A 14762-nucleotide genomic window follows, 5' to 3' on the forward strand; every position below is an offset into this window, starting at 1 on the left:
CCGGTGGGAGCCGCGATCTGCACGACCCAGCTTACGAAGCGGTCAGCCGGCAGCCCCAGCGAGGAAACCACTGGAACCGCTGGCCCTCCAGCCCGCCGGTGGGGACGCCCAGGCACCGCTCACCCAGCGCCTGGCTGTCCCCACCACCTCCAGGGCCTGTCGTTCAGCGTGCTGTGGCGCAAACCCAAGCCAGAGACCGGCCAGATGGCGCGGTAGCGCTGGATGGCCCTCCGCCAGCTGCTGCTGCCAGGCCCACACCGATTGGCGGTCGGGCAGCAGCAACCAGGGGTGGCGGCCCACCGTGAGCACATGGGCGGCGCTGCTGGCGGTGAGCGGCGCCAGACGCAAGCCGCGGCTCTCCAGCCGCTGCCCGGGTTGCAGCGAGGTGCTGCCATCCCCGGCATCCAGCACCAGGGCACTCAGCCCCCGCCAGCAATCCCGATCCGCTGTGGCCACCGGATCCTGCAGCTGGATCCAGTCGAAGCGCTGCACCCCCAGGCCCACCGCCAGCCGGGCGGCGCTGGCACAGCTCATCCCATCGGCGCGGCTGCTGAGCAGGGCGGCCCGGCCCTGATGGCGCGCGATCAGCAGATCGCCGCCCCATTGGTGCACCACCAGCAGCTGGTCCCCCGCCAGCGCCGCCAGGTGCACGCCCATCGTGAGCGCCATGGCGCCCAGGCCCAGCGGGCGGGCCCAGCCCCGCAGCCGCCGCCCCAGTGCTGGCACCAGCCATGGCAGCAGCCCCAGCGTGAACAGGGCCACCAGCAGCGGCTGGGAGCGTCCCACCTGCCACTGCGCCATCGGCAGGGCGGCGAAGGCCTGGGCCAGCCAGAGCAGCAGGGCCGTGAGCTGCCCGAGGGGCCAGGCGAACAGTGGCAGCAGCGGCGGCACCGTGACGGCCACCACGGCCGCCGCCATCGACCCGAGCGTGAGCGGGGTGAGCAGCGGCGCCACCGCCAGGTTGGCGGGCACGGCCCAGAGCGGCACCGTGCCGAAATGCAGCAGCTGCAGCGGCAGGGTCCAGAGCGAGGCGGCCAGCGGTACTGCCACCCCTGCAGCGGCCCAGCCCGGCAGGCGATGAGCCAGCGCCTGCTCCAGATCCCGGGCCGTGAGCATCAGGCCGGCGCAGGCGGCCACCGACAGCTGGAAGCCGATATCGAGCAACCAGCCGGGCTGGGCCAGCAGCATCAGCAGCACCGAGGCCAGCAGGACACCCAGTGGGCGGCTGCGCTGGCCGCTCTCCAGCACGGCAAAGGCCACGGCCCCCATCAACACCGCCCGCACCACCGAGGGCTGGGGGCCGGCCAGCAGCAGGAACAGCAGCATGGCGCCGGCCGCCAGCAGGCAACGGGGCAGGCGCGGCAGCCGCCGGCCCACGGCCATCACCGCGCCCAGCAGCACCGTGAGGTGAAAGCCGGAGGCTGCCAGCGCATGCGAAAGCCCCGCCACGCGGAACGACTCCCGCACCGCGGCCGGCAAGGGCACCACGGCGCTGCCCAGCACCAGGGCGGCCTGCACCCCACCCCGTTCCGGGCCGTCCTGCTTCAACAGCGCGGCGGCCATGCGCCGACGCAGATCCGCGGCCGGGGTGGACGGACGGGCGAGCACCCGCACCGCATCGGGGCTGGCCGCCACCGTGAGCCGGCTCCACACTCCCTGCCGGGCAAGGCGCTCAGCGCCACTGCCCAGCAGGGGGTGGGCCGGTGGGGCGGGGCGGCTGAGCACCCCACGGACGCTCACCCGCCAGCCTTCCTGCAAGGGCAGGCAGGAGGGCAGACGCAGCTCGGTGTTCCCGCCGGCGCTGGCCAGCATGACGCTGCAGCCGCCCCCCTCTCCCCTGGCGCGGGGGTCGGCCAGCAGGCGTCCGCTCAGTTCGGCCGGACGTGACGGCTCAGTCCCCAGCAGCCGCACCGGATCGGCCGGGCCTGGCTGGGGCAGACGCAGCTGCACCCAGAGCATCAGCAGGGGCAGCAGCGCCAGCACCAGCAGCCGGGTGTGCAGCGCGGCGCCCTGCCGCGCCAGCCACCACCAGGCCACCGCGGCCAGAGGGATCGCGCCCAGCCAGCCGTGCGACCAGAAACCGAGCGCCAGTGCCGCCAGGGCCACGCTCACCACCACGAAGGGCATGCGGGCCACTCCTGATCACCTGTGTGCGCTCAGGGTTCCCCGCTTTGGCCTGGTTGCGGCGGGGCTTCAGAAGCTGGGCAGCCGCTGGATCAGATCGCAGACCTGCTCACTCGGCATCGTCTGGCCCAGCAGGGGCGCCACCAGGGCGGCCACCGGCCGCAGCCGGCAGGGCCAGATCGCCCGTTCGGTGAGCCGGCCGGCCTGGAAGCTGCCGGCCAGCAGCACCACCACCAGCAACGTGCGCTTCAAGGCTCAGCGCGAGGCGGTGCCAGCCGCCGCGGGCAGGGGCGGCGCCGCCGATCCGGCCAGCAAGGGGAAGCCCAGAGCCTCCCGTTCCTCCAGCCAGGCCTGGGCCACCTGGCGAGCCAGGTGGCGGATGCGGCCGATCGTGGCAGTGCGTTCCGTGACCGAGATCACGCCGCGGGCCTCCAGCAGGTTGAAGGTGTGGCTGCACTTGAGCACGAAGTCGAGGGCTGGGGCCGGCAGTTTGCGGGCCACCAGATCCGTGGCTTCAGCCTCGTAGAGCGCGAACAGCTGCTGCAGCCGCTCGGGGTTGGAGGCCTCGAAGTTGTAAGCGCACTGGCCCTTCTCGAACGGCAGCCAGATCTCGCCGTAGGAGCGCTGCTCGTTCCAGCGCAGCTCCCAGATGCTCTCCACATCCTGGAGATACATGGCGAGCCGCTCAAGGCCGTAGGTGATCTCGATCGACACCGGCCGGCAATCGAGGCCGCCGCACTGCTGGAAGTAGGTGAACTGGGTCACCTCCATGCCGTCGAGCCACACCTCCCAGCCCACGCCCCAGGCGCCGAGGGTGGGCGATTCCCAGTTGTCCTCCACGAAGCGGATGTCGTGGTCAGCGGCGCGGATGCCGAGCGCTTCGAGCGAGGCCAGATAGGTTTCCTGGATGCCGTCCGGTGACGGCTTGATCAGCACCTGGTACTGGAAGTAGTGCTGGGCCCGGTTGGGGTTGTCGCCGTAGCGGCCGTCGGTGGGGCGGCGGCAGGGCTCGGGGTAGGCCACGGCCCAGGGCTCCGGCCCGATCGCCCGCAGCACCGTGTGGGGGCTCATCGTGCCGGCGCCCTTCTCGGTGTCATAGGGCTGAAGCAGCAGACATCCCTGCGCCGCCCAGAACTGGTTCAGGGTGGAGATGATGTCCTGAAAAAGCATGGCCGGGTTCTGGGGTGCGGGGCGAAGCGTGAAGAGGCGCGGGCAGAGCACCGGCCACCGATCCTGTCAGAAGGCAGCCGTGCGCTGCCTCACGCCACCAGCTGCAGCAGGCCCATCAGGCCGCCCATCAGCGGCCGGTGGCGCACCTGCGTGAAGCCGGCGCGGCGGGCCATTGCCTCCTGATCCGCCGCCCTGGGGAACTGCTCCAGGCTGGCCTCCAGATAGGCGTACTGCTCGGGCAGGCCGAAGCGGCGGGCCGCAGGAACCACCAGGCGGCGGAGGTAGAGCTGCTGGAAGCTGGCGGCGGCGGCACCGGCCGGGGTGGCGGGATCGGGGCGGTTGAAATCCAGCACGGCAGCGCGGCCACCGGGCCGCAGCAGCCGCCGCAGCTCCTGCAGGCCCGGCCCTGGGGCGTTGAGGTTGCGCAGGCCGTAGGCCATCACCGCCCCGTCGAAGCGGCCGCTGGCCAGGCCAGTGGCGAGGGCATCGCCCTGCTGCCAGCACACGGGCAACCAAGGCTGGCGGGCGCTGCGCCGCTGGGCGATCGCCAGAGGCGTGGCGGCCGCATCGAGGCCGAGCACGCGGCCTCCGGGCCGCAGCTTTGCGGCCAGCAGCAGGGCAAGGTCGCCGGTGCCGCAGCAGAGATCGATCAGCTGCTGGCCCGGAGCCGGCTCCAGCCAGCGCACGGCCTGACGCTTCCAGACGCGATGCAGGCCAAGGCTGAGCAGGTCGTTGAGCTGGTCGTAGCGAGGGGCGATGCTGTCGAAGAGCTCACGCACCGCCTGGGGATCACCGGGCTTCAAAGCGAACCGCGCTGTGTTGGCTGCTCAGGAGGATGGCAGGGGGGCGCAGAAGCGGGCATCCACCAGGCACTCCAGGGAGTCGTCGAAGGGCAGGGCCACGGCGTTGAGGCTGATGCCGGCATCGGCCTCGCTGCGCGCCACTCCGGCAGCGGGGAAACGCTCAGGGCTGGTGAGGGTGATCACCATCACCGTGGCCAGACCAACGGCAGCGGAGCACACCATGCAGCCGGCGAGCATCAACGAAAATTCTCGGCGTGCGTTGGCCGCCTCCATCAGCTGAAGCGCCCAGGCCACGAGGCCGACCACGGCCAGCACCATCACCAGGCAGATCACGGTGGTGAAGGGAGACAGAACGACCGGCACGGCGAAACGCAAACGGGTGACCGGCAAGCGAAGAGGAATCTCCTTAATGTAACGACCCTTTACAGCGCCCCGAGCCCGGTTTCCGCTTCCCCCTCCGGCTAAGCCTCCATCAGTCCGTCCAGCGGCGGAGCGGGCGGGCGCAGCACGAGCCCCCGGCCAAGCAGATCGGCCTTGATCGCCTCCACCGTGAGCACGCCGTCGTGCAGGAGGGAGGCCAGCAGGGCTGCCGCCGCCTTGCCCTCGCTCAGCGCCGCGGCGATGTGGTCGATGCAGCCGGCGCCACCGGAGGCGATCACCGGCACCTCCACCGCCTCCACCACCGCACGGGTGAGTGCCAGGTCGTAGCCCGCCTGGGTGCCGTCACCGTCCATGGAGGTGAGCAGGATCTCGCCGGCGCCCAGCGCCACCACCTGGCGGGCCCAGGCCACGGCGTCGAGCCCGGTGTTCTCGCGTCCCCCCTTCACGTACACATCCCAGGCGGGCGTGGCCCCTTCCGGCAGCTGGCGGCGGCGCGCGTCGATCGCCACCACGATGCACTGGGAGCCGAAGCGGCGGGCGCCCGCGGTCACCAGCTCGGGCGTGCGCACGGCCGAAGAGTTGAGGCTCACCTTGTCGGCGCCGGCACGCAGCAGTTCGGTGATGCCCTCCACGGAGCCGATGCCGCCGCCGACGGTGAAGGGAATGGTCACCGCCTCAGCGGTATGGCGCACCAGGTCCACCAGGGTGGTGCGCCCCTGGTGGCTGGCGGCGATGTCGAGGAAGACCAGCTCGTCGGCGCCGGCGGCGTCGTAACGGCAGGCGAGCTCCACCGGGTCGCCGGCATCCCGCAGGCCCACGAAGTTCACCCCCTTCACCACCCGGCCATCGGCCACGTCGAGGCAGGGAATGATGCGTTTGGCGACCATGGAGGGCGGCGGCGCAGGGCCGTCAGGGAGCGGGGGGTGATGGCTCCAGTTTCAGCCCGCCGCGTGCTGCGAGGGCGCTGGTAATGTTTCAGGGCTTTTTTGGCCCGGCTTCATGTCGCAGAACGCCATCACGATCGGCTCGAAAGTGCGGATTCAGCGGGTGCGTGACCGCATCCCTGCCGAGATGGTGGGCCTGCTGCAGAGCGATGCCTCGGGCGTGGTCAAAGAGTTCAAGATGACGGATGGCAGCGGCATCGGCGTGGTGGTGGAGCTGAGCAACGGCAGCACCGGCTGGTTCTTCGACGACGAAATCACCCCGGCCTGAGCGTCCCCTTCGCCTCTCTCACTTGAGCGACACCCCCGATCCCAACGCCAGCAAGGCCGCCGAGGCGTCCGGCAGCGCCCGCCAGCTGCTTGGCATGAAGGGTGCGAGTGGCACCAGCAGCCTCTGGAAGCTGCGGCTGCAGCTGATGAAGCCGGTCACCTGGATCCCGCTGATCTGGGGGGTGATCTGCGGCGCGGCGGCGTCGGGCCGTTTTGAATGGACTCTGCCGAACGTGCTGGCCTCCTTCGCCTGCATGCTGATGAGCGGCCCCCTGCTGGCCGGCTACACCCAGACCATCAACGACTACTACGACCGCGAGATCGACGCGATCAACGAGCCCTACCGGCCGATCCCGTCGGGTGCCATTTCGCTGCCGCAGGTGAAAACGCAGATCTGGGTGTTGCTGCTGGCGGGGCTGGCGGTGGCCTGGGGCCTTGATCGCTGGGCCGGCCACACCACCCCGGTGCTGCTGCTGCTGGCGCTGGGCGGCTCCTTCGTGAGCTTTATCTATTCCGCTCCGCCGCTCAAGCTCAAGCAGAACGGCTGGCTTGGCAACTACGCCCTCGGCGCCAGCTACATCGCCCTGCCCTGGTGGGCCGGTCAGGCCCTGTTCGGCCAGCTCACCTGGCCCACCGCCCTGCTCACCCTGGCCTACAGCCTCGCGGGCCTCGGCATCGCGGTGGTGAATGATTTCAAAAGCGTGGAAGGCGACCGCACCCTGGGCCTGCAATCCCTGCCGGTGGTGTTCGGGATCGAGCGGGCCAGCTGGATCAGTGCCGCGATGATCGATCTCTTCCAACTGGCGATGGTGGGCGTGCTGATCGCCATCGGCCAGCATTTTGCGGCCGTGCTGCTCGTGCTGCTGATCGTGCCGCAGATCACCTTCCAGGACATCTGGCTGCTGCGCGATCCAGTGGCCTTCGATGTGAAGTATCAGGCCAGCGCCCAGCCCTTTCTGGTGCTCGGCATGCTGGTCACCGCCCTTGCGATCGGGCACAGCCCGCTGACGGTGGGAATGTGAGGCGCCGCCAGCGCCAGCTTCTGGTCACGGCGCTGCTTGCTGCAGGTGCCGGCGGGGTTGTGGCCGTGGGTCAGGTGTTCGTGGTGCGCACCCTCGACAAGACCCTGCCTGATGTCAGCCGCATCAGCACCTTCAACCGGCCTGGCACCGTCACGATCCTTTCGGCCGATGGCCAGGTGCTGCAGAAGCTGGGCCCGGCCACGCGCGAAAAGCTGGTGGGCGGCCAGATGCCCGAGCTGGTGCAGCAGGCTTTCATCGCCGCCGAAGACCGCCGCTTCTACGAACACAACGGCATCGACGCCTGGGGCATCGGCCGGGCCCTGTGGCGCAACGTGCAGCGAGGCGCCGTGGAGGAAGGGGCCAGCACGATCACGCAGCAGCTGGCGCGGCTGGTGTTCCTCAGCCAGGACCCCACCCTGGTGCGCAAGCTGCAGGAAGCGCTGCTGGCGGGAAAGCTGGAGCGTGAGCTCAGCAAGGACCAGATCCTTGAGCAGTATCTCAACTATGTGTATCTGGGCTCCAGCGCCTACGGGGTGGCGGACGCCGCCTGGATCTACTTCTCCAAGACCCCGGAACAGCTGACGTTGCCGGAAGCGGCGCTGATCGCCGGCCTGCCGCCGGCGCCGTCGGTGTATTCGCCGCTGGTGAATCCGGAGCTGGCCCAGCGGCGCCGGGCGGTGGTGCTGCGCCGCATGCGTGAGGCCGGTTTCATCGACGCCAGCGAGGAGGCCGAAGCCAACGCGGCGCCGCTGGCACTCAAGCCGGCAGAGCCCAAGTACTGGACCAGCCGAGCGCCTCACTTCACCAGCTGGGTGGCGCAGGAACTGCCGAAGGTGCTGACCCCGGAGCAGCTTGAGGTGGGCGGGCTCACGATCCGCAGCAGCCTCAACCTCGCCTGGCAGAAGGAAGCCGAGCAGGTGATCGAGGGCAGCGCCTACGGGGGCATGGAGGGAGCCCTGGTCACGATCGAACCCGGCACTGGACTGGTGCGGGCGATGGTGGGCGGCAAGGACTACAACGAAAGCCAGTTCAACCGCGCCACCCAGGCGCTGCGCTCACCGGGCTCCACCTTCAAGCTGTTCGTGTATCTGGCGGCGCTCAAGGCCGGCATGAAACCGGAAGACACGGTGCTGGATGCGCCGCGCTGCTTTGCCGGCTATTGCCCGAAGAACTTCGGCGACCGCTACATGGGCCGGGTTTCCATCGCCACGGCCCTGCAGAACTCCCTGAATGTGGTGGCGGTGAGCCTGCTGCAGCAGGTGGGCTTCGACAAGGTGATCTCCGTGGCCCAGGGCCTGGGCATCACCCGCCCGCTGGGCCGCTTCTACCCGATGGGCATCGGCGCCTACGAGCAGACCGTGCTTGACATGACCGCCGCCTACGCCGGGGTGGTCAACCGTGGCATCTTCGTGCCACCCACCCCGTTCGAGGAGATCAGCGGGCCTGAGGGGCAGCTGCTGTGGAGCCGCCGGGTGCAGGGCGATCGCGGCCGTCGCGTGGTGAGCTCCGATGTGGCCGACGCCATGGTGTGGATGCTGCAGCGGGTGGTGACCGGCGGCACCGGCGGCGCGGCGTCCTTGCCGAACCGACCGGTGGCCGGCAAGACCGGCACCTCCGAGGGTGCCCGGGATCTGTGGTTCGTGGGCTCGATTCCCCAGCTCACCACCGGCGTCTGGCTCGGCTACGACAACAACCGCAAGACCAACAGCGACAGCGGCGCGGCGGCAGCCGCCTGGGGCCGCTACATGGCCGTGATCACGAAGGATCTGCCGGTGCGTCAGTTCCCGCCCAAGCCCACGCTCACCTCCACCTTCAACGTGCGGGGCGTCAAGCCGCAGGCGCCGCCCAGCTCCAGCGATCGGGGCGCGGAATCCAACCGGCCGTGGGAGCCCGCGCCCGCCAGCCCGGAGGAAGGCCTCGGCGACGACAGCCGCTTCCAGGGCGAACCGCCGGGCCCCTCCGCCCCATCCGGCCCCAGCGAAGCCCCTGCACCCTCTATCCCCACGGTGCCGTCGCGGCCCAATTCGCCCAGCCAGCCCCCGCCGCCAGCGGCCCCTCCGCCGCCGGTGAGCGCACCACCGGCCCCGCCCCCGCCCGTGGCACCACCACCGGCGCCAGCTCCCGTAGCGCCGCCGCCGCCTTAAGCCGCCTCGAGAACGGCGGCATAGAAGCCATCGCCGCCTTGGGGCCGGGGCCAGAGCTGCTGCTCGAAGCGCAGCTGCCAGCCAGGGTGGGCCTCCAGAAAAGCGCTGATCTGCTGCTGGTTCTCGCGGGGATGCACGGTGCAGGTGGCGTACACCAGGCGACCGCCGGGCCGCAGCAACGGTGCCACACCGGCCAGCAGGCTCCGCTGCAGCTCCACCAGCGTGTCGATGGCCTCGGGGGTGAGGCGCCAGCGGGCATCGGCGTGGCGGGCAAGGGTGCCGAGGCCCGAGCAGGGGGCATCCAGCAGCACGCGATCGAACGGCGCCTCGCCCAGATCCGCTGCCAACGCCGCCGCATCACCCTGAACCGGCTGGATCGTCCGCAGCCCGAGCCGCTCGGCGTTGTCACGCACGCGCTGCAAGCGGCCGCTGGAGCGATCAACAGCCACCACGGTGCCCACATCGCCGATCAGCTCAGCGATGTGGGTGCTCTTGCCACCGGGGGCGGCGCAGGCATCAAGGATCCGCTCACCCGGCTGCGCCTCCAGCAGGGGGACGATCGTCTGGGCGGCGCGGTCCTGCACACACCAGTGCCCTTCCGCGTAGCCGGGCAGGGCACGCAGATCGCTGCTGCGGGCGCTGAGCGTGAGGCCGGCGGGCAGATCGGCGAGCGGCTCGGCGGGCACCCCTGCGGCCTCGAAGGCGGCCAGCACGGCAGCGCGGCTGCTGCGCAGCACATTCACACGCAGATCCAGCGGCGGCGCCTGGTTGGCCGCCAGAGCGAACGCCTCGGCCTGCTCCTCCGGCAGCCAGACCTGCAGATCCGCCGCCAGCCAGTCGGGCAGGGAATGGCGCAGCGCGAAGGCGGCGGCGGGATCCGCCGGCAGCGGCAAGGGGGCGCTGCGGCGCAGGAAGGCGCGCAGCAGACCGTTCACCACCGGCGCCAGCCGGGCGAGGCCGTCGCGTTTGGCCAGCTCCACCGCCGTGCTCACCGCTGCCGAGGCCGGCACCCGCTGGGAAAACAGCAACTGGTAGAGGCCAAGGTGCAGCAGCCAGCGCAGCGGCGGTGGCTGCTGCACGGCGGGCACCTTGCCGAGCTGATCCAGCCAGGCGTCGAGCAGGCGGCGCTGGCGGATCGCCCCGTAGGCGAGCTCGGTGGCCAGGCCCCGGTCCTGGGAGGCCAGCGGCAGGCGGCGCAACTCCCGCTCCAGTGCCAGATCGGCATAGGCCCCCGAAGCCACCGCCAGCAGCACCCGCCAGGCCACCCGCCGGGCATCAAGACCCGGTGCCGGCGCGCTGGCGGGCGGGGTGGAAGCGGGAGTGGCGGCGCTCAATCGGCAGGCAGCGGTGGAACCCACAGATAGCGCCGCAACGGCAGGCGTCCGTCGTCCGCCACCGGGATGCCTTCTGCGAGCAGCAGGTCGCGCTGGATCCAGTCGCTGCCTTCCCGGCCCAGGCTCATGCTGATGCGCCCCTGGGCGTTCACCACCCGGTGCCAGGGCACCGCCGACGGCAGCGGCAGCCGCCGCAGCGCCCAGCCGACCTGCCGAGCACAGCCATAGGCACCGATCCGATCGGCGATCTGCCCGTAGGTGGCCAGCCGCCCATGGGGGATGCGCTCCACCTCAGCCCAGACGCGTTGATCGAACGGATTCGCCATGGCCAGAGATTCTGACCGGCCCAGCCGGGCCGAACAGTGACAGGATCCCCCCGCAGGCCAGCAGGGGAAGATCCTGTCATCAGGCGTGCGGAGGCCAGTGAGAGACAGGGGAATCAGGCGGCGTAGGACGAAAGCATGACCTGGATCGTCTCCTGACGACAGCCCCGATGACCTTCCCCCACCAACCCTCACCCAACCAGAAACAGCACCAGCCCCCGACCCCTCGCCGCCGCTCCTGGAGCGCCGCGGCGGCGGGCGCCGCCGGCCTGGCGCTGCTGCTCTCCAGCTGCGCGGCGGTACGCAGCAATGCCACCGCGCCCACGCCAAAGCTGGCGGCGGCGGCCACGGCCCCAGGCCCAGCGGGGCAGAGCTGCAGCAGCAGCACTCAGAGCGCCGAGCAGGTGTTCAACAGCGCCAAGCAGGGGGTGGCCGTGGTGACGCGCGGCGACGGCATCGGTAGTGCCTTCGTGGTGGCCCATAAAGATGGCCAGACGTTCCTGATCACCAACGCCCACGTGGTGCGCGGCACCGAAACGGTGCGGCTGAAGTGGGTGGATGGCAAGAGCGACGGGGCGCGGGTGGTGGCGCGTGGCCGGGGTGACACGCCCAGGAGCGATCTGGCCCTGTTGGCGGTGCAGGGCACCCGGGGTGAGCCGCTGCGCATCGCCGACCAGCCGTCGGCGGTGGGGCAGGAGGTGTTCGTGATCGGCGCCCCCAAAGGGCTGGAGTTCAGCCTCAGCCGCGGCGTGGTGAGCAGCCTGCGCGACAGCGACGAGATCCTGCAGGTGGATGCCGCCATCAACCCAGGCAACTCCGGTGGTCCGGTACTGAATGCCGGCAACTGCGTGGCGGGGGTGGCCACCTTCAAGTACAGGGACAGCGAGGGCCTCAACTTCGCGATCTCCGCAGCGGTGGTGCGGGAATTCCTGGCAGACCTGCCGCCCGCCTCGGCAGCGGAGCCGGCACCTTCAAGGCCGCCGATCGCCCAGGCCCCGGATGACGCTGGCGACGCCACGCTCTGCCTGTTCAAACGGGCAGATGAGGATACGGCCGCCTCGATCCCTTGCCAGCTGAGCCGCGGCGAAACCGCCGAAGGGCAAACCTTCTACCAGCTCGCCTGGGCTGATGGCGCCCGCAGCGCCTATGCCTTCTTCGGCGATGGGCGGGTGGCGATCGAAGCACGCAGCGCCGATGGCCGCCGCGTGCAGGACGCCGGCCGCTTCCGCGTGTTGCGAGACGGGGTGGCAGTGCGCAGCAGCAGCGACGCGATCGCCGTGATTCCGGGGCTGGACCCAGTGCTGAACTGAAGCGAGGCCGGGGCACGTTGCTGCTGGAGGTGGTGGACAAACCCCACAACCTCCCGGCAGTGCTGCGCACCTTCAACGACACCGCCCGCGGCAGCCAGAAGTGGGTGGCGCTGCAGGCGCACAACCGCGGCGCCGCCGGGGTGCATGGAGTGAATGACCGTGCTCTCCCCGAGTGTCTTGCGACCACGGATCACTGCATCGCGACCCTGGCCTTGAACTCGGGCTAAGGATTCGGCGTTTGCACATGGGCGGCACCCCCTTCTCAGGGGTAGCACCCCGCCGCAAAGGTTCACGATGGGCCCTGCTTAGGAAACAACCCAGGACACCTTTCGATGAGTGGCTTGTGCAGATGATGATGACGCCAAGTGAATTCAATCAGGAGAAGGCGCAGGTCATCACGCCTCGCTCGGAGATCGTGATCGTAGCGGTGCCGTGGGTTACAGCAGAACTGGAGGCAAGGCACTGAATACCGGCAGCGCCCGGTGTGAACATGGCGGTGACAGTGCCTCCAGCCGTGGTGCAAGCCACGGTGACATTCGTTGATCCTGGTGTAATTCCAGCCTCCACATCAGAAGCGGCAGTAGTGGCACATTCTTTGGCGAAGCCGACGGCTTCACCCACCACGGCACCGGCGGCAGTGGCATTTCGGGCATTGATGTAAGTGGGCAGTGCCACAGCAGAAAAAACACCCACAATGGCCACAACAATCATCAACTCAGCGAGCGTGAAGGCTGTGGCGATGCCATACCGGGCCCGGAGAGAGGCTTTCAGCTCAAGCTTGGCTCCAAAGGAAAGCTTCATCAGACCCCAAGCCGGCCTACCCAGCATCTGAACGCTAGCAGTTTATCGGGCTCGAGCCATAACAAGATTGCAGGTGAACCCTAAAAGCAATTCTTCACCGAGCTCCATTGTCCATCTGAATGTCCATGCCATCAGGAGCGGGCCTGTCACCCTTCAGACCTCAACTGGCCGGCACCTTCATGGGAGGCAGTAGTCCGCAGAGGCCAGCCGCCTCAATCGGATGCTGAACTGAAGCGGTAACAGCCGTCGCCCATGCCCCTGCTCCCCCGACGCTTCGAACGGCTCCAGGCCGTGCTGAACCGCCGCATGGCGGACCTCACGGTGCTGCTGGAGGCGGTGGACAAACCGCACAACCTCTCGGCGGTGCTGCGCACTTGTGATGCCGTGGGGCTGCTGGAGGCCCATGCGGTGAGCCTGCCGGGCCGCACCCGCACCTTCAACGACACCGCCAAGGGCAGCCAGAAGTGGGTGGCGCTGCATCCGCACCCGAGCGGCGCGGAAGCCGTCACGGTGTTGCAGCAGCAAGGCTTCAGGGTGTATGGCACCCACCTGGGGGTGAATGCGGTGGATTACCGCAGCTGCGATTTCACCGGCCCCACGGCCTTCGTGCTCGGGGCGGAGAAGTGGGGCCTGGGCGAGGCCACGGCGGCGGCGGTCGACCAGGCGCTGTTCGTGCCGATGGGCGGCATGGTGCAGTCGCTGAACGTGTCGGTGGCGGCGGCGGTGCTGCTGTTCGAGGCACTGCGCCAACGGCAGGCGGCTGGGCTGCTGCCCACGGCCGGCGAAGGGGTGCCGGCGGAGCGGCGCCAGGAGCTGTTGTTCGAGTGGGCCTACCCGGAGGTGGCGCGCTGGTGCCGGCAACAGGGGCGGCCGTATCCCCCGCTCGATGCCGAGGGCGTCATCACCGAACACTTGCCGCGCACCGTGAAGCTGCGCCACTGAAGGCGGGTGGAGCTCAGAACGGAATCAGCACATCGTCGCGATGGGGGATCGGCGGCGGCGTCATGCCGGTGCGGGCACGGGGCAGCCAGAAGGCCAGCAGTACACCGGCGATTTCCAAGGGTACCCTACGGCCCACCAGCACCACCACCATCAGCGCCGCCACTGACAACATCCGCTCCAGCAGGCCGATCACGTCATCGCGGTTGCCGGAACCCGACAGCCAGAGGATGGCGGAAACCGTCAGCAGAAGCAGGGTGAGCCAGACGGGCACAGGCAGCGGGACTGAGCAATGGTTAAGAGTAGGGCGGGATCGTTCTACAAAGAGCTAGCGCCACTACCGAACCCACACATACCAGGATGGCCTCGCTGAGGACACACCTTGGCGGAACCCATGGAGCGCCTCAGCAGTCGCACCTCCGCAGCCGGCAGTGTCAACGGGGAGGTGGTCAACAGGGCGGTGACGATTTGAGCAGCGCGCCCACCGCTATAGCTAAGCCAACGGGGCGTAGGTCATGGTCCTGCTGCGCACCTTGGCTCTCAACCCGTTGCGCTGCAAGGGTTGTTGATTTTATCTGTGCTGGCCTGATGGCCGAGGCGCATGACATCCACTGAATACTCAGCTGGGTTGGCGCCAGCCCGGCAAACAGCTTGGAGTGAACTTCAGCCAGCCGCGGCAGAAACCACAAGCCTAACAAGAATGGAAAGAAAGCTAATCACACTCATCATCGTGAGCTCCGAGATTTAAGCGCCACACGATTTAACAATTCCCCAAGCAGAGAACAAGTGAATAAAACACGAAACTAAAGAAGAATCAGTTTCGCGCGAAAGCGAGCGCCAGCCATCTTAGCCATGAAGAGGAACTGGAGGTATCAATGAGCACCTCTGGCATCACCGTGGATTGGCCACAAAGACGCCTTAAACGCCAAATCAAGTATGATACCAAGACACGATTGATAAGAACTATAAGTGATTCAATGGAACGAACAGACCAGCATAGCCAAGAGGATGGCGCACTCGTACTGGACCGATAAACTGCCGAGGCGCTGCACGGGCACACCAAAGGCATACATCGCGCTCCATCGCAATCAGAATCGCGATGGTCGCCAAGAATGACAAAGCAGAGGCTTGAACAAACGATTTCAGTTTGAAAGCAAGAATCCAGAGGCCAGATGAGAATGCCCCAACCACACTTCACTT

General features: G+C 68.8%; 16 protein-coding genes. 6 read left to right on the forward strand and 10 right to left on the reverse strand.

The window, feature by feature from the left end:
* Positions 1-42 precede the first annotated feature (42 nt).
* The 6 genes from KBY86_RS05135 to hisF all read right to left on the reverse strand — a co-directional run bounded on the left by KBY86_RS05135 (position 43) and on the right by hisF (position 5365).
* Positions 43-2127 carry a ComEC/Rec2 family competence protein gene (locus tag KBY86_RS05135; RefSeq protein ID WP_255140554.1) on the reverse strand — a complete coding sequence of 695 codons (2085 nt, stop codon included), beginning with the start codon at positions 2125-2127 and terminating at the stop codon, positions 43-45.
* 66 nt (positions 2128-2193) lie between these two features.
* Positions 2194-2376: a hypothetical protein gene (locus tag KBY86_RS05140; protein WP_094510187.1), complete on the reverse strand. Its 183-nt coding sequence runs from the start codon at positions 2374-2376 to the stop codon at positions 2194-2196.
* A 3-nt stretch (positions 2377-2379) separates the two neighbouring features.
* On the reverse strand, positions 2380-3294 hold the full coding sequence (gene glyQ / locus KBY86_RS05145) for a glycine--tRNA ligase subunit alpha (RefSeq protein WP_094510417.1): 915 nt from the start codon (positions 3292-3294) through the stop codon (positions 2380-2382).
* 89 nt (positions 3295-3383) lie between these two features.
* Positions 3384-4097, reverse strand: a complete 714-nt coding sequence (gene ubiE, locus KBY86_RS05150; protein WP_094510186.1) for a bifunctional demethylmenaquinone methyltransferase/2-methoxy-6-polyprenyl-1,4-benzoquinol methylase UbiE — start codon at positions 4095-4097, stop codon at positions 3384-3386.
* A gap of 24 nt (positions 4098-4121) precedes the next feature.
* Complete coding sequence (locus tag KBY86_RS05155) at positions 4122-4487, reverse strand: hypothetical protein (RefSeq protein WP_255140447.1); 366 nt, start codon at positions 4485-4487, stop codon at positions 4122-4124.
* A gap of 71 nt (positions 4488-4558) precedes the next feature.
* Entirely contained in the window at positions 4559-5365 is an 807-nt protein-coding gene (hisF, locus tag KBY86_RS05160; RefSeq protein WP_255140449.1) for an imidazole glycerol phosphate synthase subunit HisF, read from the reverse strand.
* Between the two features lie 112 nt (positions 5366-5477).
* On the opposite strand from hisF, the gene KBY86_RS05165 reads away from it, so the two are divergent.
* The 3 genes from KBY86_RS05165 (at position 5478) to KBY86_RS05175 (ending at position 8855) form a co-directional block, all read left to right on the forward strand.
* On the forward strand, positions 5478-5690 hold the full coding sequence (locus tag KBY86_RS05165; RefSeq protein WP_255099897.1) for a DUF2862 domain-containing protein: 213 nt from the start codon (positions 5478-5480) through the stop codon (positions 5688-5690).
* A gap of 94 nt (positions 5691-5784) precedes the next feature.
* Positions 5785-6711 carry a chlorophyll synthase ChlG gene (chlG, locus tag KBY86_RS05170; RefSeq protein WP_233132732.1) on the forward strand — a complete coding sequence of 309 codons (927 nt, stop codon included), beginning with the start codon at positions 5785-5787 and terminating at the stop codon, positions 6709-6711.
* Entirely contained in the window at positions 6708-8855 is a 2148-nt protein-coding gene (locus KBY86_RS05175; protein ID WP_255140450.1) for a transglycosylase domain-containing protein, read from the forward strand. Before chlG ends, KBY86_RS05175 begins: the two co-directional genes overlap by 4 nt.
* Here KBY86_RS05175 and KBY86_RS05180 read toward each other — a convergent pair.
* On the reverse strand, positions 8852-10189 hold the full coding sequence (locus tag KBY86_RS05180) for a 16S rRNA (cytosine(967)-C(5))-methyltransferase (protein WP_255140451.1): 1338 nt from the start codon (positions 10187-10189) through the stop codon (positions 8852-8854). The genes KBY86_RS05175 and KBY86_RS05180 overlap by 4 nt on opposite strands.
* On the reverse strand, positions 10186-10515 hold the full coding sequence (locus KBY86_RS05185; protein ID WP_094510180.1) for an MGMT family protein: 330 nt from the start codon (positions 10513-10515) through the stop codon (positions 10186-10188). The genes KBY86_RS05180 and KBY86_RS05185 overlap by 4 nt, the downstream gene beginning before the upstream one ends.
* Positions 10516-10682: 167 nt before the next feature.
* Here KBY86_RS05185 and KBY86_RS05190 point away from each other — a divergent pair, with 167 nt between their 5' ends.
* Positions 10683-11822, forward strand: coding sequence for a S1C family serine protease (locus tag KBY86_RS05190; protein WP_255140452.1), 1140 nt, complete (start codon positions 10683-10685; stop codon positions 11820-11822).
* Between the two features lie 29 nt (positions 11823-11851).
* On the forward strand, positions 11852-12049 hold the full coding sequence (locus KBY86_RS15280) for a hypothetical protein (RefSeq protein ID WP_399221141.1): 198 nt from the start codon (positions 11852-11854) through the stop codon (positions 12047-12049).
* A gap of 148 nt (positions 12050-12197) precedes the next feature.
* Here KBY86_RS15280 and KBY86_RS05200 read toward each other — a convergent pair whose 3' ends face one another.
* Entirely contained in the window at positions 12198-12623 is a 426-nt protein-coding gene (locus KBY86_RS05200; protein ID WP_255140453.1) for a prepilin-type N-terminal cleavage/methylation domain-containing protein, read from the reverse strand.
* A gap of 252 nt (positions 12624-12875) precedes the next feature.
* On the opposite strand from KBY86_RS05200, the gene trmH reads away from it, so the two are divergent.
* Complete coding sequence (trmH, locus tag KBY86_RS05205) at positions 12876-13565, forward strand: tRNA (guanosine(18)-2'-O)-methyltransferase TrmH (RefSeq protein WP_255140454.1); 690 nt, start codon at positions 12876-12878, stop codon at positions 13563-13565.
* 13 nt (positions 13566-13578) lie between these two features.
* On the opposite strand, the gene KBY86_RS05210 is transcribed toward trmH, so the two are convergent.
* Positions 13579-13836: a hypothetical protein gene (locus KBY86_RS05210; protein WP_255140455.1), complete on the reverse strand. Its 258-nt coding sequence runs from the start codon at positions 13834-13836 to the stop codon at positions 13579-13581.
* Positions 13837-14762: the final 926 nt, after the last annotated feature.

The sequence above is a fragment of the Synechococcus sp. Lug-A genome, assembly GCF_024345655.1.
In the GTDB taxonomy this organism is placed as follows: domain Bacteria; phylum Cyanobacteriota; class Cyanobacteriia; order PCC-6307; family Cyanobiaceae; genus MW101C3.

Excerpts from the sequence above, each read along its gene's own strand:
- KBY86_RS05165 (WP_255099897.1), top strand. The coding sequence starts at position 5,478 with ATGTCGCAGAACGCCATCACGATCGGCTCGAAAGTGCGGATTCAGCGG.
- KBY86_RS05200 (WP_255140453.1), bottom strand. The coding sequence starts at position 12,623 with ATGAAGCTTTCCTTTGGAGCCAAGCTTGAGCTGAAAGCCTCTCTCCGG.
- KBY86_RS05185 (WP_094510180.1), bottom strand. The coding sequence starts at position 10,515 with ATGGCGAATCCGTTCGATCAACGCGTCTGGGCTGAGGTGGAGCGCATC.
- trmH (WP_255140454.1), top strand. The coding sequence starts at position 12,876 with ATGCCCCTGCTCCCCCGACGCTTCGAACGGCTCCAGGCCGTGCTGAAC.
- hisF (WP_255140449.1), bottom strand. The coding sequence starts at position 5,365 with ATGGTCGCCAAACGCATCATTCCCTGCCTCGACGTGGCCGATGGCCGG.
- glyQ (WP_094510417.1), bottom strand. The coding sequence starts at position 3,294 with ATGCTTTTTCAGGACATCATCTCCACCCTGAACCAGTTCTGGGCGGCG.
- chlG (WP_233132732.1), top strand. The coding sequence starts at position 5,785 with ATGAAGGGTGCGAGTGGCACCAGCAGCCTCTGGAAGCTGCGGCTGCAG.
- KBY86_RS05135 (WP_255140554.1), bottom strand. The coding sequence starts at position 2,127 with ATGCCCTTCGTGGTGGTGAGCGTGGCCCTGGCGGCACTGGCGCTCGGT.
- KBY86_RS05190 (WP_255140452.1), top strand. The coding sequence starts at position 10,683 with ATGACCTTCCCCCACCAACCCTCACCCAACCAGAAACAGCACCAGCCC.